Origin of the sequence: Nakamurella sp. PAMC28650 (assembly GCF_014303395.1) — a bacterium.
Taxonomy (GTDB): Bacteria; Actinomycetota; Actinomycetes; order Mycobacteriales; family Nakamurellaceae; genus Nakamurella.
The window spans coordinates 4665534-4692311 of record NZ_CP060298.1 but is presented as its reverse complement, the minus strand read 5'-3'; the positions used below and the strand labels follow the sequence as shown (position 1 = coordinate 4692311).

The 26778-nt window shown below is 69.5% G+C and carries 26 protein-coding genes; 24 read left to right on the top strand and 2 right to left on the bottom strand.

What is annotated here, in order from left to right:
- Nucleotides 1-49 precede the first annotated feature (49 nt).
- The 5 genes from lepA (at nt 50) to hemW (ending at nt 4695) form a co-directional block, all read left to right on the top strand.
- A complete protein-coding gene (gene lepA / locus H7F38_RS21330) occupies nt 50-1915 on the top strand; it encodes a translation elongation factor 4 (RefSeq protein WP_187091661.1) in 1866 nt (621 codons plus the stop codon).
- A gap of 77 nt (nt 1916-1992) precedes the next feature.
- On the top strand, nt 1993-2721 hold the full coding sequence (locus H7F38_RS21325; protein ID WP_187091660.1) for a sensor domain-containing protein: 729 nt from the start codon (nt 1993-1995) through the stop codon (nt 2719-2721).
- 5 nt (nt 2722-2726) lie between these two features.
- Entirely contained in the window at nt 2727-3041 is a 315-nt protein-coding gene (locus H7F38_RS21320) for an antibiotic biosynthesis monooxygenase (protein ID WP_187091659.1), read from the top strand.
- 58 nt (nt 3042-3099) lie between these two features.
- Nucleotides 3100-3369, top strand: a complete 270-nt coding sequence (locus H7F38_RS21315) for a hypothetical protein (RefSeq protein WP_187091658.1) — start codon at nt 3100-3102, stop codon at nt 3367-3369.
- A 99-nt stretch (nt 3370-3468) separates the two neighbouring features.
- Entirely contained in the window at nt 3469-4695 is a 1227-nt protein-coding gene (hemW, locus tag H7F38_RS21310; protein WP_187091657.1) for a radical SAM family heme chaperone HemW, read from the top strand.
- A 127-nt stretch (nt 4696-4822) separates the two neighbouring features.
- On the opposite strand, the gene H7F38_RS21305 is transcribed toward hemW, so the two are convergent.
- On the bottom strand, nt 4823-5137 hold the full coding sequence (locus H7F38_RS21305) for a type II toxin-antitoxin system VapB family antitoxin (protein WP_187094878.1): 315 nt from the start codon (nt 5135-5137) through the stop codon (nt 4823-4825).
- 172 nt (nt 5138-5309) lie between these two features.
- Between H7F38_RS21305 and hrcA the strand changes: the two genes are divergently transcribed.
- The 19 genes from hrcA to H7F38_RS21210 all read left to right on the top strand — a co-directional run bounded on the left by hrcA (nt 5310) and on the right by H7F38_RS21210 (nt 24933).
- Complete coding sequence (gene hrcA / locus H7F38_RS21300; protein WP_187091656.1) at nt 5310-6332, top strand: heat-inducible transcriptional repressor HrcA; 1023 nt, start codon at nt 5310-5312, stop codon at nt 6330-6332.
- A gap of 102 nt (nt 6333-6434) precedes the next feature.
- Nucleotides 6435-7583: a molecular chaperone DnaJ gene (gene dnaJ / locus H7F38_RS21295; RefSeq protein WP_187091655.1), complete on the top strand. Its 1149-nt coding sequence runs from the start codon at nt 6435-6437 to the stop codon at nt 7581-7583.
- Complete coding sequence (locus H7F38_RS21290; RefSeq protein ID WP_187091654.1) at nt 7580-8350, top strand: 16S rRNA (uracil(1498)-N(3))-methyltransferase; 771 nt, start codon at nt 7580-7582, stop codon at nt 8348-8350. Before dnaJ ends, H7F38_RS21290 begins: the two co-directional genes overlap by 4 nt.
- A complete protein-coding gene (locus H7F38_RS21285) occupies nt 8347-9132 on the top strand; it encodes a S9 family peptidase (protein WP_187091653.1) in 786 nt (261 codons plus the stop codon). Before H7F38_RS21290 ends, H7F38_RS21285 begins: the two co-directional genes overlap by 4 nt.
- A 298-nt stretch (nt 9133-9430) precedes the next feature.
- Nucleotides 9431-10429: a PhoH family protein gene (locus H7F38_RS21280; RefSeq protein ID WP_187094877.1), complete on the top strand. Its 999-nt coding sequence runs from the start codon at nt 9431-9433 to the stop codon at nt 10427-10429.
- A complete protein-coding gene (gene ybeY, locus H7F38_RS21275; protein ID WP_187091652.1) occupies nt 10426-11016 on the top strand; it encodes an rRNA maturation RNase YbeY in 591 nt (196 codons plus the stop codon). The genes H7F38_RS21280 and ybeY overlap by 4 nt, the downstream gene beginning before the upstream one ends.
- 9 nt (nt 11017-11025) lie before the next feature.
- On the top strand, nt 11026-12570 hold the full coding sequence (locus H7F38_RS21270; protein WP_187091651.1) for a hemolysin family protein: 1545 nt from the start codon (nt 11026-11028) through the stop codon (nt 12568-12570).
- Nucleotides 12571-12578: 8 nt separating this feature from the next.
- The gene (locus H7F38_RS21265; protein WP_370531401.1) at nt 12579-12959 is read left to right on the top strand and encodes a cytidine deaminase; all 381 of its coding nucleotides are present in this window, start codon (nt 12579-12581) and stop codon (nt 12957-12959) included.
- Nucleotides 12959-13894, top strand: a complete 936-nt coding sequence (era, locus tag H7F38_RS21260) for a GTPase Era (protein WP_187091650.1) — start codon at nt 12959-12961, stop codon at nt 13892-13894. The genes H7F38_RS21265 and era overlap by 1 nt, the downstream gene beginning before the upstream one ends.
- A gap of 254 nt (nt 13895-14148) precedes the next feature.
- The gene (locus H7F38_RS21255; RefSeq protein WP_187091649.1) at nt 14149-15204 is read left to right on the top strand and encodes an SIS domain-containing protein; all 1056 of its coding nucleotides are present in this window, start codon (nt 14149-14151) and stop codon (nt 15202-15204) included.
- A 31-nt stretch (nt 15205-15235) separates the two neighbouring features.
- A complete protein-coding gene (locus H7F38_RS21250; RefSeq protein ID WP_187091648.1) occupies nt 15236-16666 on the top strand; it encodes a M20/M25/M40 family metallo-hydrolase in 1431 nt (476 codons plus the stop codon).
- Between the two features lie 86 nt (nt 16667-16752).
- Nucleotides 16753-17610, top strand: coding sequence for a hypothetical protein (locus tag H7F38_RS21245; protein WP_187091647.1), 858 nt, complete (start codon nt 16753-16755; stop codon nt 17608-17610).
- Nucleotides 17611-17830: 220 nt separating this feature from the next.
- Complete coding sequence (locus tag H7F38_RS21240) at nt 17831-19120, top strand: pitrilysin family protein (RefSeq protein WP_187094875.1); 1290 nt, start codon at nt 17831-17833, stop codon at nt 19118-19120.
- 44 nt (nt 19121-19164) lie between these two features.
- Complete coding sequence (locus H7F38_RS21235) at nt 19165-20703, top strand: pitrilysin family protein (RefSeq protein ID WP_255498101.1); 1539 nt, start codon at nt 19165-19167, stop codon at nt 20701-20703.
- A 59-nt stretch (nt 20704-20762) separates the two neighbouring features.
- The gene (nudC, locus tag H7F38_RS21230; RefSeq protein WP_370531400.1) at nt 20763-21686 is read left to right on the top strand and encodes an NAD(+) diphosphatase; all 924 of its coding nucleotides are present in this window, start codon (nt 20763-20765) and stop codon (nt 21684-21686) included.
- 174 nt (nt 21687-21860) lie between these two features.
- On the top strand, nt 21861-23894 hold the full coding sequence (locus tag H7F38_RS21225; RefSeq protein WP_187094873.1) for an ATP-dependent DNA helicase UvrD2: 2034 nt from the start codon (nt 21861-21863) through the stop codon (nt 23892-23894).
- Between the two features lie 196 nt (nt 23895-24090).
- Nucleotides 24091-24243, top strand: a complete 153-nt coding sequence (locus H7F38_RS21220) for a hypothetical protein (RefSeq protein WP_187091645.1) — start codon at nt 24091-24093, stop codon at nt 24241-24243.
- Between the two features lie 181 nt (nt 24244-24424).
- Nucleotides 24425-24709 carry a WhiB family transcriptional regulator gene (locus H7F38_RS21215; protein WP_370531399.1) on the top strand — a complete coding sequence of 95 codons (285 nt, stop codon included), beginning with the start codon at nt 24425-24427 and terminating at the stop codon, nt 24707-24709.
- Entirely contained in the window at nt 24706-24933 is a 228-nt protein-coding gene (locus H7F38_RS21210; protein ID WP_187091644.1) for a hypothetical protein, read from the top strand. The genes H7F38_RS21215 and H7F38_RS21210 overlap by 4 nt, the downstream gene beginning before the upstream one ends.
- A 449-nt stretch (nt 24934-25382) precedes the next feature.
- On the opposite strand, the gene H7F38_RS21205 is transcribed toward H7F38_RS21210, so the two are convergent.
- Entirely contained in the window at nt 25383-26738 is a 1356-nt protein-coding gene (locus H7F38_RS21205) for an AarF/ABC1/UbiB kinase family protein (RefSeq protein WP_187091643.1), read from the bottom strand.
- Between the last annotated feature and the right edge of the window lie 40 nt (nt 26739-26778).

The following is a 26778-nucleotide window of genomic DNA, read 5'->3' as shown; positions in this document are numbered from 1 at the left end:
CTGGCTCCAGCCGGTGAAGTGTGCTCAAGGCCGACCCAGAAAGACCCTCGTGACCCAGGTTTCCCACGCCCACCGCACCACGTTCACCCCGCCGGAGTTGATCCGGAACTTCAGCATCATCGCGCACATCGACCACGGGAAGTCCACCCTGGCCGATCGAATGCTGCAGCTGACCGGGGTCGTCGACGGACGGCAGATGCGGGCCCAGTACCTGGACCGGATGGACATCGAGCGCGAGCGCGGCATCACCATCAAGTCGCAGAGCATCCGGCTGCCGTGGGCCGTCGAGGACGCCGAGGGCAAGATGCAGGACCACGTCCTGCACATGATCGACACGCCGGGACACGTCGACTTCACCTATGAGGTCTCCCGCTCGCTGGCCGCCTGCGAGGGCGCCGTGCTGCTGGTCGACGCCGCCCAGGGGATCGAGGCCCAGACGCTGGCCAACCTGTACCTGGCGCTGGAGAACAATCTCACCGTCATCCCGGTGCTGAACAAGATCGATCTGCCGTCGGCGCAGCCGGAACGGTTCGCCGACGAGATCGCGCACATCATCGGCGGTTCGCCGGATGACGTGCTCCGCGTGTCGGGCAAGACCGGGGCCGGCGTCAAGGAACTGCTGGATCGGGTCGTCGCGGAGATCCCACATCCGGTCGGCAACGCCGACGGCCCGGCCCGGGCGATGATCTTCGACTCGGTCTACGACATCTACCGCGGCGTGATCACCTACATCCGGGTGATCGACGGCCAGATCAACCCCCGCGAGCGCATCCAGATGATGTCCACCAGGGCCGTCCACGAGCTGCTGGAGGTCGGCATCATCTCCCCCGAACCGATCCCGACCAGGGGTCTGGGCGTCGGCGAGGTCGGCTACCTGATCACCGGGGTGAAGGATGTGCGGCTCTCGAAGGTGGGGGACACCGTCACCTCCGCCCTCCGGGGCGCGACCGAGGCGCTGGGCGGGTACCGCGATCCACGGCCGATGGTCTACTCGGGCCTGTACCCGCTGGACGGCGCCGACTATCCGCTGCTGCGCGACGCGCTGGACAAGCTCCGCCTCAACGACGCCGCCCTGACGTACGAACCGGAGTCCTCGGCCGCACTCGGTTTCGGTTACCGCTGCGGCTATCTCGGGCTGCTGCACCTGGAGATCACCCGCGACCGACTGGAGCGGGAATTCAACCTCGACCTCATCTCCACGGCCCCCAACGTCGTCTACGAGATCACCATGGAGGACAACTCCGTGCATACCGTGACGAACCCCAGCGACTGGCCCGAGGGCAAGATCAAGGAGACGGTCGAGCCGATCGTCAAGTGCACGATCATCTCGCCCAGCGAGTACATCGGCCCGATCATGGAGCTGTGCCAGTCCAGGCGCGGGGTGCTCGGCGGGATGGACTACCTCTCGGAGACGCGGGTGGAGTTGCGGTACACCATGCCGCTCGGCGAGATCATCTTCGACTTCTTCGACGCGCTGAAGTCCAAGACCCGTGGTTACGCCTCCCTGGACTACGAGGAGGCCGGGATGCAGCCGTCGGACCTGGTCAAGGTCGACATCCTGCTGCAGGGTGAACCGGTGGACGCGTTCTCGGCCATCCTGCACCGCGAGTCCGCCTACGCCTACGGCGTGTCCATGACGGCCAAGCTGCGCGAGCTGATCCCGCGGCAGCAGTTCGAGGTGCCGATCCAGGCGGCCGTCGGGTCGCGGGTGATCGCCCGCGAGACCATCCGGGCGATGCGCAAGGACGTCCTGGCCAAGTGCTACGGCGGTGACATCACCCGCAAGCGCAAGCTGCTCGAGAAGCAGAAGGAGGGCAAGAAGCGGATGAAGATGGTCGGCCGGGTCGAAGTGCCCCAGGAAGCCTTCATCGCCGCGCTGTCCACCGACGCCCCGACGGGCAAGGAGAAGAAGTGACGCCGGGGGTGTAGGCCCCCGAACACCGGTGGTCCATGCCCATGTCGGCGGCGGTGCGGACGCAGCACGATCACGGCATGACGACACCCACGTACGACGAGATCAACCCCGACCGGTCCGACTGGTTCGACCGGTCCGGCAGTCCTCCGGTAGCCGACCGGGTGGTCATCCGGCGGCGGTCAGGGGGAGTGTTCTCCCCGGCGTCCTGGGGCGAGTTGGTCTACGCCGTGGTCGATCTCGCGCCGACGATCGTCTTCTTCGTCCTGACGATGACGCTGTTGTCGGTGGGCGTCGGGCTGGCGGTGATCTATGTCGGGGTGCCGCTGCTGGGTCTGGGCCTGCTGGTCGCCCGGGCCGGCGGACACCTGCAGCGGATGCTCGCCGGCGTGCTGCTGGGTCTCCCGGTCCCTCCGCCGGACCCCATCCGGCGCCGGCGCCCCGGGCCGGTCGGCGCGCTGACCTCCGTGCTCGGGGATCCGGGTTGCTGGCGCGCGGTGAGCTACCACTGCGTGAAGGTCGTCCTCGCACCGATGACGTTCGCGTGCGCCATCGGCTTCTATGCCGCGGGTCTCGGTGGCCTGTCCTACGGTCTGTGGCAGCACTACCTGCCTTACCAGAGTGCCGCCGACGGGTCCCGTCATAGCGGAATGCAGTGGTGGCCGGACTATTTCGTCGACACCTGGCCCCGGATGCTGGTGCTGGCCGCCGTCGGTGCGACGGTCCTGGTGGTGGCACCGGCGGTGGTGAGGTTCTTCACCACCATCGACCGGGTGTTGATAGCGGCCCTGCTCGGGCCCCTACGCTGACGACCATGTCCGTCGTGAAGATCAATGCCATCGAACTGCCCGAGGGTGCCGGCCCGGAACTGGAGAAGAGGTTCGCGGCCCGGCTCGGCGCGGTCGAGGGATCTCCGGGGTTCGAGGAGTTCTGCCTGTTGCGGCCCATCGCCGGCGAGTCCCGCTACTTCGTCTACACCCGGTGGGCCACCGAGGAGGCCTATCAGGAGTGGTCGGCGACCCGATCGCAGGGCGCTCACGCCGGGCCTCCCTCGGAGGGGTCCCGTCCGCCGGTCGCCACCGGGGCCTCCCTGCTGGAGTTCGAGGTGGTGTCCCGCACCACCGCCTGAGTCCACGTCCCTCGTCGCGACCGGTCACCGGCCGGGGCGGTGTGGCAAGGTGGGTCGGGTGAGTTGGTCAGACGTGCTGGACGGGGTCGACGCCGTCGAATCCTGGATGGCGGGCGTCTCCTACTGGGTGCAGGTCCCCGTTCTCCTGGCCGTGCTGATCCCGCTGGTCTGGTTGGTGGCAGGCCTCGTCGACCGCATCGTCGAGCGGCTCCTGTGGCCGCACACCCGTCGGGAGATGCGCAGGGCCGCGGCGGCGTCCATCCGTCAGGGCGTCCCGACCGACCAGGTCGTCCCGCCGGCGCTGGACCGCGCGGAGTCGTCGTCGTGAGCCGTCCACTGCCCGCCGTCAGCCGGCGTTGGATGAGCATCGCCCTGCTCGCCCTGTTGGTCGTCGCGCTGGCCTACTCGATCTGGCGCTGACGACGACGTGCCCTCCACCCTCCCCGAGGGCGAGCCGGTTCCTGCCGACGGCTCCCTGCCCGACCAGGCCTACGCCGATTCGGCCCGGCGCACGCTGTCGATCTATCTGCACGTCCCGTTCTGCGCGACCCGCTGCGGCTACTGCGATTTCAACACCTACACCGCCGGCGAACTCGGAACCACCGCATCGCCGGACTCGTGGTTCACCGCTGCGCTGGCCGAGATCGACCTGGCAGCAACGGTGCTGCGTCGTCATGGTGACGACCGCCCGGTCTCGACGGTGTTCGTCGGAGGAGGCACCCCGTCGTTGATGGGGGCGCAGCGGCTGGGTGCGCTGCTCCGCCGGATCGACGAGAAGCTAGGCCTGGCCGGCGATGTCGAGGTCACCACCGAGGCCAACCCCGAGTCCACCGATGCCGCACTGCTGGACGGACTGCGGGCCGCCGGCTACACCAGGCTCTCCCTCGGCATGCAGTCGACGGACCCCGGGCTGCTCCGGGTCCTCGAGCGCACGCACACCCCCGGGCGGCCGCTCGAGGTCGTCGGATGGGCCCGTCGGGCAGGCTTCGAACACGTGAACCTGGACCTGATCTACGGCACCCCCGGCGAGACCGACGAGCAGTTCACCGACTCGCTGGAGGCGGCCGTCGGCGCCGGCGTCGACCACGTGTCCGCGTACTCGCTGATCGTCGAACCCGGCACCAGGATGGCCAGGGCGGTCCGGACGGGGAAGCTCCCGATGCCCGCCGAGGACGTCCTGGCCGACCGGTACCTGATCGCCGATCGGCTCCTGACCGGCGCCGGCCTCGACTGGTACGAGGTGTCGAACTGGGCGCGCGGCGATGCCGCGCGGTGCCGGCACAACCTCGCCTACTGGCGGGGCGACGACTGGTGGGGGATCGGACCGGGGGCGCACTCCCACGTGGGAGGGGTTCGCTGGTGGAACGTCAAGCATCCGCACGCCTACGCCACCGCATTGCAGGAGGGGCGCTCGCCCGGCTACGCGCGGGAGGTGCTCGACGACGACGCCCGGCGCACCGAGGACATCCTGCTGAGGCTCCGGCTGTCCGAGGGTCTGCCGCTGGACCTGCTGACGACGGCCGGCCGGACCGAGGCCGCGTCCGCCGCGTCCGAGGGGCTGCTGCAGCAGAGGCCACTGGCCGGGGGGACCGCCGTGCTCACCCGGCGCGGGCGGCTGCTGGCCGACGGCATCGCGATCCGCCTGCTCGACTGATCCCACCCACCCACCCACATCGAGCGGATAGCTATGGTCGGATTATGTCTGATTTGCCCGCTTTAAGTATCCGCTCGACGGGGCCGACGGCGCTCGACGGGGCCGACGGGGGTCTGGGGCAGGGAAGCTAGATGCCGGCACCCCGGAGGTCCTCGAGGTTCAGCACGCGCACGTGGATGACGGTCCGCTGCTGCAGGGCGGCGCGGAGGGCCCGGTGCAGGCCGTCCTCGAGGAAGACCTCGCCGGCCCAGTAGACCGCGTGCGGGAACAGGTCGCCGTAGAACGTGGAGTCCTCGTCCAGCAGGGTGTCCAGCCGCAGTTCGCGCTTGGTCGTGACCAGCTCGTCCAGCCGGATCTGCCGTGGCGGGATCTTGGCCCAGTCGCGCATCGAGAAACCGTGATCGGGGTACGGACGACCGTCGCGCACGTCCTTGAAGATCATCGCCGTTCCTCCGATCATGACGAGTGCGGTGGTTCCCGTGGGAGAGGAACGCTTCGGGCGAACAACGCCCCAAGGGTAACGGTCCGCGGCTCACCGGACGCTTACACTTGGCAGACGGCCCCGGTGAGTGCCAATTCGTGCTCCGATGAGGACAACGCTGGGAGGTGACGAGATGTCAGCCGAGGACAGGCGGTTCGAGGTACTGCGCGCCATCGTCGCCGACTACGTGGCCACCCACGAACCGGTCGGTTCACGGGCCCTGGTCGACCGTCACCATCTGCGGGTCTCGCCGGCCACCATCCGCAACGACATGGCCGTGCTGGAGGACGAGGGCTACATCGCCCAGCCGCACACCTCTGCCGGCCGGATTCCCACCGACATGGGCTACCGACTGTTCGTCGATCGGTTGTCGCAGGTCAAGCCGTTGTCGGTCGGTGAGAGGAAGGCCATCCAGGGTTTCCTCTCGGCCGGTGTCGACCTCGACGACGTGCTACGGCGGTCGGTCCGTCTGCTCGCCCAGCTGACGCGTCAGGTGGCGGTGGTGCAGTATCCGAACCTGACCAGATCCGTGGTCCGCCACGTCGAGGTGGTCCTGCTGGGAACCAGCCGTCTGCTGCTGGTCGTGATCACCGACACCGGGCGGGTCGAGCAGCGGGTGGTCGAGGTCGAGGAGGCCATCTCCGACGAATCGGTCTCCGCCCTCAAGTCGATGCTGGCCACGACGATCACCGGCCGCCGCTTCGCCGACGCCGCCGAGGGCCTGCGCGAGCTCGTCGACCTGGCCGAGCCGGGGATGAAGGACGCGGTGACGACGACGGTCTCCGCCCTGCTGGACGCCCTCGTCGAGCATCCGGAGGGGCGGCTCGTCCTCTCCGGCACCTCGCACGCCACCGGTGCGTGGGCCGATCAGCCGGGCAGCCTGCGCGGGGTCCTGGAAGCCCTCGACGAGCAGGTCACCCTGCTGAAGCTGCTCGCCGTCCTGGAGTCGCCGGACGCCGTGATGGTCTCGATAGGCCAGGAGAACGACGACGCGAACCTCTCCACGTCGGCGCTGGTGTCGGCCGGGTACGGGAGCGGCGACATGCTGATGGGCGGGCTGGCCGTGGTCGGCCCCACCAGGATGGACTACCCGGGCACGATGGCCGCGGTGCGGGCCGTCGCACGTTACGTCGGCGAGACCGTGGCCGGTAGATAGACATGGACATCGGCGTGGGGCGCTGGCCGACCAGAGCCTCGCGGCGGTGCCCGAGGCACCTGCACAATGCTGCAGAAATAACACGAAACAGGAGTTCACCAGGTGGCACGGGACTATTACGGCCTGCTCGGCGTGGCCAGGAATGCCTCCGCCGACGAGATCAAGCGCGCCTACCGCAAGCTGGCCCGCGAACTGCACCCCGACGTCAATCCCGACGAGGCGGCGCAGCAGAAGTTCAAGGAGGTCACCGCGGTCTACGAGGTGCTGTCCGATCCGGCCAAGCGGCAGGTGGTCGACCTCGGTGGTGATCCGTTGTCGCCCGGCGGCGGTGGTGGCGCCGGTGCGGGTGGAGACCCCTTCGGTGGAGCCGGCGTCGGTCTGGGCGACATCATGGACGCCTTCTTCGGCGGTGGTGGCCAGCGGTCGCGCGGCCCCCGGTCCAGGGTCCGCCAGGGCGACGACGCGCTGATCCCGGTCGAGCTGACCCTCGAGGAGTGCGCCACCGGCATCGCCAAGGACCTCGCCGTCGACACGGCCACGCTGTGCTCGGTCTGCCACGGCTCTGGCTGCGCCGAGGGCACCCACCCGGAAACCTGTGACACCTGCAAGGGTGCCGGCGAGATCCAGCAGGTCCAGCGGTCGCTGCTCGGGCAGGTCATCACCTCCCGGCCCTGCCCCGTCTGCCGCGGCTACGGCGAGGTCATCCCCGAACCCTGCCTGCAGTGCAACGGTGACGGCCGGGTGCGCACCCGCCGGACCGTCCGCGCCAACATCCCGGCCGGCGTGGGTGACGGCATCCGGGTGCGCCTGTCCGGTCAGGGCGAGGTCGGCCCCGGCGGCGGAGCACCGGGCGACCTCTACGTCGAGGTGCGCGAACTGCAGCACGAGAAGTTCACCCGCGACGGCATCGACCTGCACTGCACCGTGCACCTGCCGATGACGGCGGCCGCACTCGGCACGTCGATGGCCCTGCAGACCCTGCAGTCGGTCGAGGACCTCGACATCCAGCCCGGCACCCAGTCCGGCACGGTGACCACGCTGCGGAACCAGGGCATGCCCCGCCTGCGCGGCAGCGGTTCCGGCAACCTGCACGTGCACCTCGAGGTGGTCACGCCGACCAGGGTGGAAGGGCGGCAGGCAGATCTCCTGCGCGAGTTGGCCACCCTGCGCGGCGAGGAGCAGCCCGAACTGGCGACCCGCGGTCACGGCGGGCTGTTCTCCCGCATCCGCGATTCCTTCGTGGGCAGGTGAGCCCGGCAGACCTCGCCGGCGCTCCGTACTTCCTCGTCGACACCCTGCCGGCGGTCGGCCGTTTCGTCCTTGACGGACCGGAGGGTCGTCACGCCTCCGTCGTCCGGCGCCTGCGCACCGGCGAGATACTGGTCCTGACAGACGGTTCCGGCCGGATCTCGCCCGCGACGGTGACCGCGGTCGGCCGCGGGACCGTCGACCTGTCCGTCGGGACGGCCGTCGTCGTCCCGCAACCGGCGGTCCGGGTCACGCTGGTCCAGGCGTTGCCCAAGGGCGAGCGGAGCGATCTGGCCGTCGACCTCGCCACCGAGGCCGGCGTCGACGCGTTGGTGCCCTGGTCCGCCGGTCGGTGCGTGGCCAGATGGTCCTCCGGGGACAAGGCCCAGAAGGGTGTGATCCGCTGGCAGGGTGTCGCCCGCGAGGCGGCCAAGCAGTCCAGACGTTCGACGGTGCCGACGGTCTCGCCATTGGCCTCGACCGCCACCGTGGCCGAATTGATCACCGCGTCCGCCGGCGCGCTCGTGCTGCACGAGGCCGGCTCGGTTCCGATCAGCCGGGCCGAACTGCCGACCGACGGTGACCTGGTGCTGGTGGTCGGCCCCGAGGGTGGCGTGACGCCGGAGGAACTGACAGCATTCCGGGCGGCAGGAGCGCAGGTCGTCCGGTTGGGACGAGAAGTGCTGCGGACCTCGACCGCTGCGGCCGTCGCCCTCGGCGCTCTCGGCGTGCTCTGCCATCGTTGGGACGAACAGGAGGGAGCGCGATGACGACGATCCAGGAGTACCGCTACGGCTCGCACCCGAGCCAGTTCGTCCGGATGCACCTGCCGGTCGGTGACCACCTGCCGGTCGTGGTGGTCGTGCACGGGGGATTCTGGAGGTCCAAGTTCGGGATCGAGCTGGCCGAGCCGCTGGCCGCCGACCTGGCCAAGTTCGGCGTCGCGGCCGCGGCCGTGGAATACCGCCGGGTCGGGGGCGGGGGAGGCTGGCCCACCACGATGGCCGATGTCGCGCGTGCGGTCGACCACCTCGCCACCGCCGGGCAGTACGTCGCGCAGGGCCGCTTGCGCTTGGATCGTGTTGCGGCGGTTGGACATTCGGCTGGCGGTCAGCTCGCCACGTGGCTCACCCACCGGGAGTCGCTGCGGTCGGGGACGGCCGGATCGATCACGGCCGCGTCGGAGTTCGTCCCGATCATCGGGGCCGTGTCGCAGGCCGGCGTGCTCGATCTGATCGGCGGATCGGACGAGCACCTCGGCAACGGCGCGGTCGACGACCTGATGCAGGGGGCCTCCCGGTCGGTGCCGCAGCGCTACCACCACTCCTCGCCACTGGAGCACGTCGGCGACGGGGCCAGGGTGGTGTGCGTGCACGGCGACGCCGACGAGTCGGTCCCGCTCTCGCAGTCCCAGCGCTATGTCGACGCCGCGCTGGCGGCCGGCGATCCGGCCCGGTTGGTCGTGCTGCCCGGCGTCGGACACATGGAACTGGTGGACCCGGCACACGAGGCCTGGGCCATCTGCCGGGACTCGCTGCTGCAGATGGTCTGACGGTCGCCTGCCATCGGCTGACGGCCGGAATCGACGACAGATCGGTGCTCGACGAGAAGATGATCAGCGCAGAGCTGAATCGCGCTGGCGGCACCGGCGATAGAATCTCTAGGATGAGACGTCGAGACCAGAATCGACCGTCCAGAAACGAAGGCAGGCAGCGCTCCTAGTGCCGGAAACCCCCACTGCAGCACCGTCGACACCCGACCCTGCTGCCGGCCGAGGAGGCTCGTCCCGCAATCAGGTCAAGGCACCGTCATCAGCCGAATTCACCCTGGTGGTGGCCGACGAGAAGGCGATGGTCGGGCTGCTCGGCCCGCGCGACCTGCTACTACGGCTCCTCGAAGAGCATCTGGTGGCCGACATCCACGTCCGCGGCAACCGCATCACCCTGCGCGGGCCGGACGGCGACGTGGCGTTCGCAGAGCACGTCCTCCGTGAACTGCTGACCCTGCAGGAATCCGGATCGGTGATCACCCCCGATGCGGTCCGCCGCACGATCGGCATGCTGACCGACGCTGCGAACACCGGGAACCCCACGGGCGAATCGCCGTCACAGGTGCTCGGGCTCAACATCGTCTCCCGTCGCGGACGGGTCATACGGCCCAAGACGCTGAACCAGAAGCGCTACGTCGACGCCATCGACGAGAACACCATCACCTTCGGTATCGGCCCCGCCGGTACCGGCAAGACCTATCTCGCGATGGCCAAAGCGGTGCAGTCGCTGCAGGCCAAGCAGGTCACCCGGATCATCCTGACCCGGCCGGCGGTGGAGGCGGGGGAGCGGCTCGGCTACCTGCCCGGCTCGTTGTCGGACAAGATCGACCCCTACCTGCGGCCCCTGTACGACGCGCTGCACGACATGCTCGACCCTGAATCGATCCCGCGGCTGATGGCGGCCGGCACCATCGAGGTCGCTCCGCTGGCGTACATGCGTGGGCGCACCCTCAACGACGCCTACATCATCCTGGACGAGGCGCAGAACACCACGGCCGAGCAGATGAAGATGTTCCTGACCAGGCTCGGGTTCGGCTCGAAGATGGTCATCACCGGTGACGTCACGCAGATCGACCTCCCCGGTGGGCAACCGTCGGGCCTCCGCGTCGTCCGGGACATCCTCAAGGGGGTCGACGACGTGTCGTTCTCGCTGCTGACCTCCGCCGACGTGGTCCGGCACCGGCTGGTCGGAGACATCGTCGACGCCTACTCGCGATGGGACGAGCTGAACGCCGAATCGGCGCCAGATCACCAGGACCGCCGGCTGGGCTACAACTCCCGCCGCGGCGGCGGCCGATGAGCATCGAGATCGCCAACGAGTCGGGCGTCGGGGTCGACGAGCTCGCGTTGGTGTCGGTGTCCCGGTTCGCCCTCGGCCGGATGGGGATCAACTCGCTGGCCGAGCTGTCCATCCTGCTGATGGACGTCGACGCGATGACCGAACTGCACGTCAAGTGGATGGACGAGCCAGGTCCGACCGACGTGATGAGCTTTCCGATGGACGAGCTCGACACGGCCCGCCGACCTGACGAGGCCGGACCCGGTCCGGCCCTGTTGGGTGACGTCGTCCTGTGCCCGGCCGTGGCCGTCGAGCAGGCGGTGCAGGCCGGCCACTCGCTGGACGACGAACTGCACCTGCTGACCGTGCACGGCATCCTGCACCTGCTCGGCTACGACCACGCCGAGCCGGCCGACGAACGCAAGATGTTCCAGCTCCAGAACGAGCTGCTGGACGACTGGCGTGACGAGCGGGAGCGCGAGGCCTACCAGGCCAGGCTCGCCGCCGTCGACTCCGCGGTCCTGGACGTCGTGGCCGCGGTGGAAGTGGATCCGGCGGCGAACGCCGAGCCGGTCGCCGGCGCGGACGCCAGCACCGGTCGGAGTTGAGCTGAGCTGGTGGACGCTCTGGACATCGTCCTGCTGATCCTGGCCGCAGCCCTGATTCCGATCGCCGGGTTGTTCGCCGCCGCCGATGCCGCGATCACGATGGTGTCGGCCGCGCGTGTCGACGAGATGCAGCGTGAGGGTCGGCGCGGGGCCGGCTCGCTCCTTGAGATCGTCGGTGACAAGCCCCGCTACACCAATCTGCTGCTGCTCCTGCGGGTGGGCGCCGAGCTGACGGCCACCGTGCTGGTCGCCGCGGTCGCTCTGAGCACCTGGGGTTTTCAGTTCTGGGTCGGTGTGCTCATCGTCCTGGTCATGCTGCTGGTCTCCTACGTGGCGGTCGGGGTGCTGCCCCGCACCCTCGGCCGTCAGCATCCCTACGCCGTCGGTCTCGCCGCGGCCGGCGCCACCAGGGCGATCGGCCGCGTGCTGTCGCCGGTGGCGTCGCTGCTGATCCTGATCGGCAACGCGATCACCCCGGGTCGCGGCTTCCGCGAGGGTCCGTTCTCCTCCGACATCGAGCTGCGGGAGCTGGTCAACATCGCCGGTGATCGTGGCGTCGTGGAGGAGACCGAACGCGAGATGCTGCAGAGCGTCTTCGAACTCGGCGACACCATCGTCCGCGAGGTGATGGTCCCGCGCACCGAGGTGGTCTGGATCGAGGAGACCAAGTCGCTGCGGCAGGCCCTCCACCTGGCCACCAACTCCGGCTTCTCCCGCATCCCGGTGATCGGCGAGGACGTCGACGACGTGCTGGGCGTCATCTACATCAAGGACCTGATCGCCCGCACGCTGTCCATGGAGAACGGCGAACGCGGCCCGATGCTCGGTGAGGTGATGCGCGCGCCGGTCTTCGTGCCGGAGTCGAAGAACGTCGACGCCCTGCTGCGGGACATGCAGCGCAACCGGACCCACTTCGCGGTGGTCGTGGACGAGTACGGCGGCACCGCCGGGATCGTGACGATCGAGGACATCATCGAGGAGATCGTCGGCGAGATCACCGACGAGTACGACGTCGAGTCGCCCGACCCGATCGAGAAGCTCGACGGTGACCTGGTGCGCGTGTCCGCGAAGCTGCCGGTCGAGGATCTCGGCGACGTCTTCGACGTCGAGCTGCCGGCCGAGGACGTGGAGACGGTCGGCGGTCTGCTGGCGCAGCTGCTCGGCCGGGTGGCGTTGCCCGGCGCCGAGGCGACGGTCAACGGCCTGCTGCTGGTCGGCGAGGCGGGCGTCGACCGCCGTGGACGCCCCCGGGTGCAGACCCTGCTGGTCCGCCGGCTGACCGAGGCCGAGCTGGCCGCGCAGTCCGGAGAGGGCCAGGAGGAGGAGCCCGAACTCGATTTCGAGGGTGAGACCCCGGTCGGCCAGCAGCCGTCCACGGGTGCGGGAAAGGCGGACCGGTCGGACCGTGCCGACCGGAGCGACCGGGCCGAACGCTCCGACAGGTCCGAACGGTCCGACAGGTCCGAACGTGCCGAACGGTCCGAACGTGCCGACAGGGCCGACCGGAGCGACAAGACCGACCGGCCCGACAAGAAGCAGAGGATCGACCGTTGACATCGCAGCTGCCCAGCGCGCCCCCGTCCACTGATCCGGCCGGCCCCGGTGCGGAAGACTCCGGCCTGGGCTCGGAGGACCTGAAGCTGGTCACGCTGGCCCGCGGGGCCAAGGGACGCGCCGGATCGCCGCAGGGCGCCGCCGTCCGTGACGAGGACGGTCGCACCTACGCCGCCGCCGGCGTCGCGCTCCCGTCGCTGAAGTTGACCGCGTTGCAGGCCGCCGTCGCCATCGCGGTGGCCTCCGGTGCCACCGGGCTGGAAGCGGCCGTCGTGGTCGGCGGAGCGGGCGTCGACGACGACTCGTTGGCGGCTGCGCGTGAGTTCGCCGCACCGGTGGTCCTCCTGGCCGACGACGCCGGTGTCGTGCGCGCCCGGATCACCCCGTGATGGGCGCACGCAAGGCTGCTGCCGGTCTGCCTGCCGGTACCCATCGATCGGGGTTCGCGTGCTTCGTCGGACGGCCGAACGCCGGCAAGTCCACCCTGCTCAATGCGTTGGTGGGCAGCAAGATCGCCATCACCTCGGACAAGCCGCAGACCACCCGCCGGGCCGTCCGCGGGATCGTCACACGCCCGGACGCGCAACTGGTCGTCGTCGACACCCCGGGAATGCACAAGCCGCGCACGCTGCTCGGTGAACGTCTGGGCGACCTGGTCCGCAGCGTCTGGAGCGACGTCGACGTCGTGGGGTTCTGCGTGCCGGCGGACGAGAAGGTCGGTCCGGGGGACCGCCGGATCGCCGCCGAGCTCGCCGAGCAGGCCCCGAAGACGCCGGTCATCGCGATCATCACCAAGACCGACAAGGCCACCCCGCAGCAGATCGCCGAGCAGTTGCTCGCGCTGTCCCGGGTCAGGGACTTCGACGAGGTGATCCCGGTCTCGGCCGTCGCGGACAGCCAGGTCGACCTGCTGACCGAACTGCTGATCTCCCGGCTCCCGTTGAGTCCCCGCCTCTACCCCGATGCCGAGCTCACCGACGAGCCCATGGAGACGCGGATCGCCGAATTGGTGCGGGAAGCCTCGCTCGACGGCGTCCGGGAGGAGTTGCCGCACTCGCTCGCCGCCCTCGTCACCGAGATGGGACCCCGCGAGGGACGCACCGACATGACCGACATCTACGTGACGATCTTCGTGGAGCGTGATTCGCAGAAGGCGATCGTGCTGGGACACCAGGGATCTCGGCTGTCCTCGGTCGGCCGCCGGGCGCGCCTGGAGATCGAGGAACTCCTCGGCACCCGCGTGTACCTCAATCTGCACGTGACGGTGGCCAAGGACTGGCAGCGCGACCCCCGTCAGCTCCGCAAGCTCGGCTTCGACCTCTGATCCGCAGTTCCTCGTCGACCGGAATGAGATCCGGATGTCCCCGTCGACCGGAATAGCATCCGCACTTTCGGGGGCGCTGACTGCGGATCTCATTCCGTTCGATGAGCCAAGCCCACTCGGCGATGCGCAAAGCCCACTCGGCGATGCGCAAAGCCCACTCGGCGATGCGCAAAAGGCTGACAGCTTCTGTTCAGACGTGCTCGTTACTGCTAGGTTACGAGCAGTCACGACCATACGTGGAACGGGAGTGTGCCATGACGGGTGAACAGGTACGGGCCGAGATGGCCGAGCAGCCGGAGGTTCTCGCCAGGATCGTCGAACGGCGCACCGAGTTGCACGAGCTGGTCCGCAGTCGACTTCCCGGCCGGCTCCGCGGTATCTCGTTGATCGCCAGGGGGTCGAGCGACAACGTCGCGGTGCACGCCCGCTACCTGTTGGAGCTTGCGACGGGACTGCCGGTGAGCTTGATCGCGCCGAGCATCCTGACCCGGTACCACCACACCCCGGATGCACGCGATCACCTGGTGGTGGCCCTGTCCCAGTCCGGTCGGACGCCCGAGATCGTCGACGTCGCACGCCGCCTGGCCGATGGCGGTGGAATGGTGGTCGCCGTCACCAACGACGAGGATTCGCCACTGGCGGATGCCGCCTCGGTCACCCTGGCGGTGGGTACCTCCCGCGAACTCGCGGTACCGGCGACCAAGACGGTCACCGGCCAGCTGGCGCTGGTGACGCTGCTCGCCGAGGCTGTCGGCAGCAGCATCGACGAGTACACCGGAGGCGAGCGGGCGTGGCAGGAACTGGCCGGCGCTGCCGCCCGCACGCTGGCCGACACCGGGAATCTCGACGCCGCCGTCGCCGTGCTCCGCCCGCGTCTCACCGCCATCCACCTGGCCCGCGGGCTGACCTACTGCGCCGCTCTCGAGGGTGCACTCAAGTCGAAGGAAACCTCCCGCCGGGTGCACGAGGGCTTCTCGAGTGCCGATTTCCTGCACGGGCCGTTGACCGTCGCCTCCCCGGATGTCGCCGTGGTGGCCTACGGAGCTGTCGGTCCGGTCCTCGATGACGTTGCCGAAACCGCTAGAGCTGCAGCCGATCTGGGATCACCGGTGATCGGTGTCGGTGCCGAGGCGGTGTGGTCGGGCGTCCCCGGAGCCATTGCGCTGCCGGTACCGCAGAGCCTGGGCGAGGCTCTCGCCGTCATCCCGCTGGTGATCAGGGGCCAGCAACTGGCCGTCGCCACGACGCTGGCCCTGGGACTTGACCCGGACCGACCGGCCGGCCTGAACAAGGTGACGGCCACCCACTGAGCGTGCACCGGCCCGCGTTAGGTTGGGGGACATGACCGTCGAGACCCCTTCCCCCACCAACACCCCCGAACGCGCCGCCGTGGCGGCCGGAGCACAGGAGTGGCTCGAGACCCTGCAGAGCTGGGTCCGCATCCCGTCGGTGAGCGCCGACCCCGACCATCACGCCGATGTCGCCGCCAGCGCCCGGTTCCTGGCCGGTGAACTGCGAGCCAAGGGATTCCCGGAGGTGAAGGTCCTGGACGAGGGGCCGTGGCTGCCCGCCGTCCTGGCCCACTGGCCCTCCGGAGATCCTGCGGCGGTACGCGTGGTCGTCTACGGGCACCACGACGTCCAGCCGGCCGACGGCGTCGAACGCTGGACGCACCCGCCGTTCGAACCGCGGATCATCGACGGCATCCTGCACGGCCGTGGGGCCAGCGACGACAAGGGCAACATCGCCATGCACCTGTTGGGGCTGTCCGCACACCTCTCGGCCACCGGTCGCACTGCTCCCGCGGTCGATCTGACCATGCTCGTCGAGGGCGAGGAGGAATCGGGCTCGCCGCACATCCTGGAACTGCTGCAGGCCTACCGATCCGAGCTCGACGCCGATCTGGTGGTGGTGTCCGACACCGGGATCTTCGGACCGGAGACTCCGTCGGTCTGCATCGGCATGCGCGGTCTGGTCGCCGGCGAGATCCACGTGCACGGACCGGATATCGACCTGCACTCCGGGTCCTTCGGCGGTGCGGTGCCCAACCCGATCGCCGAATTGTCCAGGATTCTGGCGGCGCTGCACGACGACGACCGTCACGTGGCGGTAACCGGCTTCTACGACGACGTCGTGGACCCCACCGAGGCCGAACGGGCAGCCACCGCGGCGTTGCCGTTCGACGAGCGGGCCTGGATCAGCGGGCCGGCCGCCTCCCGGGTGCCGGCCGGCGAAGCGGGCTGGACCACCCTCGAGCGGGTCGGCGCCCGTCCGACGGCGGAGATCAACGGGATCTGGGGTGGCTACACCGGCCCGGGGAACAAGACGATCGTCCCGACGGACGCCTACGCCAAGCTGACCTTCAGACTGGTCGGGCGACAGGATCCGGCCACCATCCAGAAGCTGGTGACCGACTTCGTCCAGGCCACCGCCCGTCCCGGCGTCGAGGTCGAGATCCATTGGGAGGGCTCAGGGGTGGCCCCGCTGTACGTGGACACCACGCACCCGGCGACGACTGCGACCCGCAGGGCGTTGGGGTTGGCCTTCGACACCGACGAGGTGTTGATGACCAGGGAGGGCGGCTCGGGACCGGAGGCCGAACTGGCCGGTGTGATCGGTGCCCCGCTGGTCTTCCTCGGTGTGATGACCGATGCCGACCAGATCCACGCGCCCAACGAGAGCGCCTCTGTGCCACTCCTGCTCAAGGGCTGCGAGGCGGTGGCACACCTCTGGCGCGAGCTCGCCGAGCTCGGCCGGGCGGGGTTGGAGTAGCCGCACTCCGGCCTTTCGCCGGGCCTTGCGGCGCGCCTTGCCGGGTGGCCACGCCAAGGCTGTATTCGGTGTGCCATGATCCGCGGATGGGCAGACACGGGGCCGGGCAGAGCCGCAAACGGTCGGCCAGGATTTCGCTCCCACTGATCGCGATCAGCGTGCTCGTCGTGGCTGCCATCGGGTTCGGCGGGTGGCTCTGGTCGTTGAAATCGGCGGTGGATCCGATCGACGCCAGGCCGGTCGACGCCTACGCCGTCGTCGTTTCCTCGCCGTCGTGCACCTCCGGGGCCGGCAGCACCGTCGTCGACCTGACCCTGACGCCGGTGGTACGCAGTTCGCTGTCCGCCTGCGGGCGTCGGGTGGGCGAGCAGGTGGCGGTCCAGTACCTCGACGGACACCCGGACCAGGTCCGCCTGGCCGGTACCACCGTCGCGCACCAGTCCCCGGCCGCACGATGGCTGCCGATCGCCATCGTGGCCGCCGGTCTGCTGGCGGTGATCGCGACCATCGCCCTGCTGCGCGAGCGTCGTCAGTCGCGGCACGCCGGGGCCGCCACCAGGGTGACGGTCGCGCAACTACGAGCCGGCGGGGTCGCGGGTCGGATCCCGGCCGGCGCGGCCGTCGGTTCCTCCCCGACGGGCGGCTCGCATTCGCTGGGCAGCCCAGGTCCGGTCGGCGGCTCGGGTCCGGTCGGCGGCTCGGCGGATGCGATGCCGCGTCCGGCTGCTTTCGTCAGCCCGGCCGCTTTCGGCGGTCCGGCCGGTGCGCCGGACCCCTCGGTCTATCCGGACGTACCGGACCTGCCGGGGGACAACCCGGATGCGACGTCCCGGATCGCGATGTTGGGATTTCCGGGTCCGGCGGCCCACCCGTTCCGGGCGAGCGAGATCGCCGCCCGAGATGACCTGTTCACCCATCGGGGACACGAGGCGCCGGACCGCTGAACGGCCGTTGCGGCCAGGACCGAGCCGGCCACCGGAAGTGATGCGCAGGTTCGTCATGCCGCCGGCACAACCGGTCGACACCAGGTCCGATCCGCTTCATCGTTAGGGTGGGGAGGTGAGTCCTTCCTTGAAGAGTGCGTCCGTCGGGTCTGCGGCGAAGAAGTCTCCGGGCCCCCGGCCGGCCACCGTCCGATCCAAAAAACCTGCAGTGCCCGGGCTGATCGCGGGGGCGGACTATCCGATCACCCGGTTCCGGCTGGACAACGGCCTGCGCGTCGTGCTGGCGCCGGACGTCAGCAGCGGCGTGGTGGGCGTGGCCGTGCACTACGACGTCGGGTTCCGTTCCGAGCCGGAGGGACGGACGGGTTTTGCCCACCTGTTCGAACACCTGATGTTCCAGGGCAGCGAATCATTGCCGAAACTCGAGCACTTCCGGCTGGTGCAGTCCTCGGGCGGGATCTTCAACGGTTCCACCCACACGGACTACACGGACTACTTCGAGGTTCTACCGGCGGCGGCCCTGGAGCGTGGATTGTTCCTGGAGGCCGACCGGATGCGCGCACCCCGGATCACCGCGGAGAACCTGGCCAACCAGGTCGACGTGGTCAGCGAGGAGATCCGTCTCAACGTCCTGAACCGGCCGTACGGCGGCTTCCCGTGGATCGATCTGCCACCGGTGATGTTCGACAGCTTCGCCAACTCGCACAACGGGTACGGCGATTTCGTAGACCTGAACGCAGCGACCGTGGCCGACTGCGCCGACTTCTTCGAGAGGTATTACACCCCGGCGAACGCGGTCCTGACGGTGTGCGGCGATTTCGAGGTCGACCGTGCCACCGACCTGATCCACACCCATTTCTCCGACGTGCCCTACCGGCCGGTACCTGCTCGCCCGTCCTTCGACGAGCCGTGGCCGACCTCCATCCGCCGCGCCGAGAAGGTCGACCTCCTTGCGCCCGCCCCGGCCTTCGCAGTCGGCTGGCGACTCCCGGATCCCGTCGCGGATCTTCCCGGTTACCTGGCTCACGTGCTGCTCGGCCAGGTGCTGTCGGACGGGGAGTCCTCCCGGCTGCAGTCAGCGGTGGTCGCCCAGGCCGGGTTGGCCACCGAGATCTGGGCCGGCCCGGGCCTGATGGGCGGCCCGCTGGACGCCCGTGACCCTGACGTCTTCGTGCTGGGCGCCCTGCACACCATCGATGTGTCGGCCGACCGGGTGATCGCCGCGGCCGGTGAGCAGATCGCCGCCATCGCCGCGAACGGGCCGACCGGGCAGGAGCGGCTGAGTTCGATCGCCCGCTTCACCTCGGGCCTGTACCGCGAGAATGACAGCATCAGCGCACGTACCCGTTCGATCGGTTCACTCGAGCTGCTGCACGGTCGGGCCGAACTGCTCGGCGAGATGCCGGGCATCCTGGCGAACGTCACGACGGAGCAGATCGCAGTGGCAGCCAAGGCTCTCGATCCGGAGAGATGCGCGATCCTGACCATCGTGCCCGGGGCGGGGCAGTAATGGCGAGCACCAGGAAATCATCCGCGACCGCAGCTGGGAAGACCGTGACGAAGAAGACCGCCGGCCCGACGAGTGGGCGCAAGCAGGGAGCCGGCACGAAGACATCGGGCAAGAAGGGCGCAGGCAAGAAGGGCGCAGCCAGGAAGAGCGACAACGCGAAGGTCGACCCGACCGCCGTCAGGACCGCGGAGCAGACGCCCGCGCGTCCGGCCGGCCGGACGGCCTCGTCGGCCCGCTCGGCGGAGGAGATCGCAGTCACGCCGACCGGTCCGCGTCCGGTCCCGGCGCTGTCCGCGTCACGAACGGCCCCGCATCCGGAACTGCTGACCAGGACCATCGACAACGGACTGCGGGTGATCGCGGTGCGCAAACCGGGTACACCGCTGGTGGAGGTTCGACTGCGGGTGCCGTTCGGCGGGACCACGGGGGCGCACAGCGCCCGCGCCGAGGTGTTGGCCGCAACGTTGTTGCTGGGCACAGGATCTCGCAGCCGCGAGCAGGTCGACAGCGAACTCGCCGTGGTGGGCGGGCATCTGGACGCCTCGGTGGACCCGCAGAAGTTCTCCGTCACCGGCTCGGTGCTGTCCAACGGCCTGCCCGTCCTGCTCGAAGTGCTGGCGGAATCGTTGGTGGAGCCTGCGTTCCGGCGTCACGACGTGTTCGGCGAACGCGACCGACTGGTGGAGCAGCTGGCCATTGCGGCCAGTCAGCCGTCGGTGGTCGCGCGGGCCCACCTGCAACACCGGCGTTTCGGTGGTCACCCGGCGACCAGGGAGATGCCGGACCCCGGCGCCGTTGCCGTGGTCGGTGTGGCAGCGCTGCGCAGCCTCCACGCAAAGGCGTTGGTGCCCAGGGGGTCCACCCTGGTGCTGGTCGGCGACCTCGAACCGGCGGACGCGATCAGGGACGTCGAGAATGCCATGGCCCGTTGGTCTTCCACCGAGTCCGCGCGGGCGCTGGCCACTCCTCCGGCGGTCGTCGGCGGGCTGGTCAAGGCCTTCCACCGGGACGGAGCGGTGCAATCCCAGGTGCGGCTGTCCGCCGCGGCCCTGGAACGGACCAGTCCCGACTATCCGGCCGGCCAGCTGGCGAACCTGATCTACGGCGGCTACTTCTCCTCCCGGCTGGTGGAGAACATCCGCGAGGACAAGGGCTACACCTACAGCGCCCACTCGAGTTTCGAGTTCTGGCCGGCCAGGGCGGCCGTCACGGTCAGCTTCGACACCACCACGCCGTCCACCGCGGCCGCCCTGCTGGAGGCCCGTTACGAACTCGGTCGACTGGCGCTGAACGCGCCGGAACCGGCCGAGGTGGAATCGGCCCGCAACTACGCGCTCGGGACGTTGGCCACCTCGCTGGCCACGCAGGCCGGGTACGCCTCCACGCTGTCGTCGCTGGCCGGTCTCGGCCTGGATGTGGACTGGGTGCGGGAGCATCCGGCCCGGCTGGCCGCGGTCACCGTCGACGACGTGGCCCGCGTGGCGGGCAGCCTGCTCGCACCGTCCGCCTTCACCGGTGTCGTGGTCGGCAACCTGGACGAGATCGGCGCCTCGCTCTCCGCCGTCGGCGGGGTCGAACTGTGAGCCCGGAGCCGATGTCGGCGGCCACCCTGTCCGGTGGGATCCACGGCTTCCCGATCGCGATGCCGGTGCTGTCGCGTGCCGCGGCGGACCGGTCCGAGGATCTCCGTGATCCTGTCCGCACCGCAGCGGCCTGGCCCACCGCCCGGCTGATCACGGTCGACCCGTCCGGCCGGACCCCGATGCGCATCGAAGGCGCGGCCGTCACCCTGGACCATCGGGCGGCCACCGACGTCGGGGACGAGCCCCCGGCCGACGCGGTGCTGCTCGGCACCGTGGGCGGCGCGGGCAACGGTCCGGAGGTCGACTACTGGGCGGTGCCCGGTGAGGTGGAGGTCGGCGGCGAATTGTGGAGCATGTCGCCTGCCCGGTCGGATCCGTCCACCCTCCGCGAGGTGGGCGGTCTCCTCTCGGACGCCGACGCGGGCCTGATGACGGCCGCCGTGGCGGTACTGAACTGGCACCGGCACGGGCGATTCTGCCCGCGATGCGGGGAGCAGAGCGTGCCGCAGTCGGCCGGCTGGTCGCGAATGTGCCCGAACGACCATCAGGAGTTCCCGCGCACCGACCCCGCGGTCATCGTGCTGGTGCACGACGGACACGACAAGATGGTGCTGGCCCGGCAGCCCAGCTGGCCGGAGGGCCGGGTGTCGGTGTTGGCCGGCTTCACCGAGGCGGGGGAGTCGTTGGAAGGCACCGTCTCCCGGGAGATCGGCGAGGAGATCGGCGTCGAGGTCACCGACATCGGCTACCTGGGATCCCAGCCGTGGCCCTTCCCGCGCTCGTTGATGGTCGGGTTCGCGGCCCGGGCCGAGATCGGCGCGCCGCTGTACCCGCGGGACGGCGAGATCGAGTCCGCGTTCTGGGTCGACCGCGCCACCGTGCGCCGGGTGCTGGCGGCCGGCGGTACGTCCGAAGGGATCGGCCTGCCTCCCGGCATCTCGATCGCCCGACGGATGGTCGAGGGCTGGGCCGCCCTCGACTGACCCCCGGCCGTTGGCGTGGGTCCGGGGTTCGCATGGATCAACTTCCCAGGCATGGACGAAAGTGATGACTCCTGTCCCTCCCGTCCCAAAACCGGGAAGTTGATCCATGCAGCAGGCGTGGGACCCGCGTATCGGCCCGGCGGCTTGGATCTCGTCGTACACCCGTGCGAAAATATGTCGGTGACGGTGGATCTGCTGGCGGGGCTCGACGACGGGCAGCGTGCTGCGGTACTGGCTCCGAGTGGGCCGGTCTGCGTGCTGGCCGGAGCCGGGACGGGCAAGACCCGGACCATCACCCATCGCATCGCCCATCTCGTCGAGGATGGTTCGCACCCGGTCAGCGAGATCCTCGCGGTCACCTTCACCACCAGGGCCGCCGGCGAGATGCGTTTGCGGCTCAGGAGTCTCGGTGTCCCGGGTGTGCAGGCCAGGACTTTCCACTCGGCGGCCCTCAAACAGCTCAAGTACTTCTGGCCCAAGGCCGTGGGCGGCCAGCTGTGGCCGGTGCTGGAGCACAAACTGCGTCTGGTCGCGATCGCCGCGAAGCGCGCCGGGGCCGGTACAGACGCCGCCACGCTGCGGGACCTGGCCAGCGAGATCGAGTGGGCGAAGGCCTCGCTGATCGGCCCCGAGGACTACCTCGCCGCCATCGCCAAGCACCAGCGCGACACTCCGGTGGCCGCCGCCACCGTGGTCAAGGTGTTCGGCGGCTACGAGCGGGCGAAGAACGAGGCAGAGCAACTCGACTTCGACGACCTGCTGCTGCAGACGTGCGCGATCCTGGAGAGCGACGAGGACGTGGCCAGGGAATTCCGGGCCAGGTACCGCTGCTTCGTGGTGGACGAGTACCAGGACGTCACGCCGCTGCAGCAGCGGATGCTGGACGCCTGGCTCGGCGGCCGCGATCAGCTCACCGTGGTCGGGGACGCCAACCAGACCATCTACTCGTTCGCAGGGGCGTCGCCCTCCAACCTGCTCGACTTCGACCGGCGTTACCCGCACGCCACCGTCGTCCGGCTGGAGCGCGATTACCGGTCGACCCCGCAGGTGGTCACCCTGGCCAATCGCATCATCGCCGGTGCACAGGGCAAGGCGGCCCGGTTGCGTCTGAAGCTGGTCGCCGTCCTCCCGGACGGTCCCGCGGCCTCCTTCGACGAACATCCCGACGAGCCGGCCGAGGCCAGGGCCGTTGCCCAGAAGGCCGCGGCGCTCGTCGCAGGCGGTACGCCGGCCTCCGGTATCGCGATCCTCTACCGGATCAATGCCCAGTCGGAGGTCTACGAGAAGGCGCTCACCGATGCGTCGGTGCCCTACGTGGTCCGGGGCGGCGAGAGGTTCTTCGCCCGGCCGGAGGTCCGTCAGGCGATCATCGCCCTGCGGCAGGGAGCGAACCTGGATCTCGACGTACCGCTGGTCGCGGCGGTCCGTCAACTCCTGGTGCCGGTGGGCCTGACGAACGAGCCACCGCCGGCCGGTGCCCTGCGTGATCGATGGGACTCCCTGCTCGCCCTGGTCGGGGTGGCGGAAGAACTCGCCGACCTGCAACCGGACGCGAAGCTGGCCGCGCTGGTCGCCGAACTCGACCAGCGGGCCGAGGCCCAGCACGCCCCGACGGTCGAAGGTGTCACCCTCGCCTCGCTTCACGCGGCCAAGGGACTGGAGTGGGATGCGGTGTTCCTCGTCGGGCTGACCGACGGCACCCTGCCCATCCAGCATGCCGAGACCCCCGACGAGATCGAGGAGGAGCGCCGGCTCTTCTACGTCGGCGTGACCAGGGCGCGGACCAGGTTGGCCATCTCCTGGGCTCTGTCGCGGACCGAGGGCGGCCGGCGCGGACGCAAGCGCAGTCGATTCCTGACGGGGCTCGCGCCGGAGCCGGCGCCCGTCGGCCGGACGAGGGCCGCCGGACGTTGCCGGCTGTGCGGCGGACCGCTCAGCACACCCGCGGAACTGAAGATCGGCCGCTGCGACAATTGTCCGTCCACCGCGGATCCCGACCTCGTCGAGGCGCTGCGGGCGTGGCGCCGGAGCACCTCCACCGAGGCTTCGGTGCCGGCCTACGTGGTGTTCTCCGACGCCACCCTGTTGGCCATCGCCGAGCGTCGGCCCACCGATGACGCTGCGCTGCTGAGCATTCCGGGTATCGGGCGCTCGAAGCTCGATGCCTATGGTTCCGAAGTGATCGGGATCGTCGCCTCCACGCGATGACGTCGGGCCCCGGCCGGAGGCGTGAACGGTCCTGTTAGGCGGCGGTAGAAGAAATTTCGAAAGTTCTTCTTTATTCGGTTGCGCGTCCCGTGCAGGGACGCATATGGTCCTTCCGTTCCCAGTTGACAAAAGCGTTCCCAGTTGACCACCGCCTCCCCGCCAGGACGAGGCCGCGACCATGAGGAGGTGCCGGACCGTGAAGATCAATACGAAGAGCCAGTTCGGTACCACCGGTGTCGCGGATGCCGGTGCCGCCGTCCGCGTCCACGAGGGTGCCGAGTTCCTGCGGCATCTCGTGATGACGCCGATCGGCGTTCCGGGTCCGGCCGGGGATGAGCAGCTGAGGTAGAACCCAGCACCACGCTCGCCTCCGGCCGCGACATCTGCCCGTTCCAGGGACTGATGCCGCGGCCGTTGTGCATCCCCGGCTCGATGCCCACCCCACAGATCTGTGCGGGGCCATCCGGTCTCGGACGACCAACACTCCTCTGCCGTGCATCGGCGGAACTCTCGGAGGTGAGAGAACCTTGATCAGCCTGCTTCTCGACCAGGAATCGGAATCGATCGTCGATCCGACCCTCGGCGAGGATCTACCCTGCCACACCGGGGATCCCGACCTGTTCTTCGCCGAACGGCCGGACGAACTGGAACGGGCGAAGGCGCTGTGCGTCGACTGTCCGGCCAGGACCGCGTGTCTGGCGGCCGCCCTCGCCAGGGCCGAGCCCTGGGGTGTCTGGGGCGGCGAGATCTTCGACCAGGGTGTCGTCATCGCTCGCAAGCGGCCCCGCGGTCGACCCCGCAAGGTCGCCGCATGACCATCACCGACCCCATCGTTCGACGGGAACACCTGTCGCACAACACATTGCTCTGCCCGGAAACGGCAGGGCCAATTCGTAAGGTGCTCGAGATGAATCTCATGATCGAAGAGCTGGCCCGGGACCGAATGCGCAGGACGCAGCGGGACGCCGAGCTCAGCCGAGCGGCCGACCGACTGCGTGCCCGCAATCGCTTGGCCCGCAAGAGTTCCAGAAGTTCCTAGCGGCCGGGTTCGGCCACGCCGGCGCCGATACCGCGCTCATGAAGTAGGCGACTCCGACCCCATCCGTCCCAGAACCGCAACGATCATGAGCGCCGCCGAAGATGATCAGCGCGGCGGGAGGGGTGGGGGACGGGTCGCGGTAGCCTGCGGGAATGACCACGCCGCCTGGGTCGCCGCCGCCTGGGTCGTTACCGCCTGGGTGGTCTTCGCCTGGGTCGCCGCCCGGGCCGTCGCCGCCTGGGTCGTCGCCGCCCGAAGATCCGGCCGGAGAGCCGGGCGCCGCGACGGTCAATTGTGCGCTGTGCGGGACGTCCGCCGTCGGACCGCCGTTGACCTGGATGTTCGAGCTCGACCCGCGGCGCGGCGGCCTCTGGTACTGCGGCCGCTGCGCCCGGGAGAATCTACGGGCCGTGGAGGCCAAGCTCGACCAGGAGTGGTGGTGAGATCGATCAGGCCGGTCCGACGTCCGCCGGCGAGCTCTCGTCCAGATCGTTGCCGTCGTTGAATCCCGGCTGCCAGGCAGCGACGATTTCGCGGAACGGCGCGGTGGCGTCGAGCTGGCACAGCACACCGATGGACCCGAAGGTGACCCGGTGGATCATCAGGTAGGAGGGCGGCAGGTTGATGTGCCGCGCCAATTTCGTCTCTTCGCTCGACAAGTTGGACATCCGGGCCGCCTGCGCTTGCATCCACTTCCGGGAGAAGTGAAAGGTCTTGTGCCGCAAAGGTTCTGCGAACGGCGCGAGATAGTCGAGCAGCGCAACGGGGTCGGGATGGAAGTTGTCCAGGATGAAGCCCTCGGCACGGAGACCGGCCAGCACGTCGTCGGCGTTGCCGTCCAGGGCCAGTCGCGAGATCCGCCCGATGATCGGCGGTGATCCTCCGGGAAGCCGCGCGATCGACCCGAAGTCGATGACCCCGAGGCGCCCGTCCTCGGTCAGCAGGTAGTTGCCGGGGTGGGGGTCGGCGTGCAGCAGTCCCACCCGCTCCGGTGCGGAGAAGTGCAGCAGGGTCAGCAGCAGGCCGGCCCGATCCCGCTGCTCGGGGGTGCCGGAGGTGATGATCTTGCCCATCCCGATGCCTTCGACCCACTCGGACACGATGACCTTGGGCGCACTGGCCAACACCTTCGGCACCAGGAAATCGGGATCGTCGGCGAAGCCCTTCGCGAAGGCGCGTTGGTTCGCCGCCTCCGCGGCGTAGTCCAGCTCCTCCATCACCCGGTCACGGATCTCGGCCAGCAGCGGCCGCACCTGCATGCCCGGGATCATCAGACCGAGCAGCGGTGCGAGGCGGTTCAACTGATCCATGTCCGCCTTGAGGGCCGCGCCGGCGCCCGGGTACTGGATCTTGACGGCGACGTCGCGGCCGTCCTTCCAGATCGCCCGGTGCACCTGACCGATGCTGGCCGCGGCAGAAGCGGTCGGGTCGAATTCCTCGAAGCGATCTCGCCAGCCGGTCCCCAGTTGCTCGGCCATCAGGCGCTGCACCGTGGCCGGCGGCATCGCCGGGGCCGCGTTCTGCAGCTTCGACAGGGCCTCGCGGTAGGGCTCGGCGTATTCGTCCGGGATGCCGGCCTCGTACACGCTGAGCGCCTGGCCGAACTTCATCGCACCGCCCTTGAGCGTGCCGAGCACTTCGAAGACCTGTTCCGCCGTCCGGCGCTGCATCTCCGCCGAGACCGCGCCCTTGTCGCGGCCGATCAGACGGTGCCCCCACCCCAGACCGACGCGGCCGGCCGCGGACAGCGGCAGGCTGGCCAACCGTGCAGTTCGGTTGAGGGCACCTCTGGGGATCTCGGACACCTACCCATTGTGTCTGACGCCGGCTCGGGGCGGTCGGTAT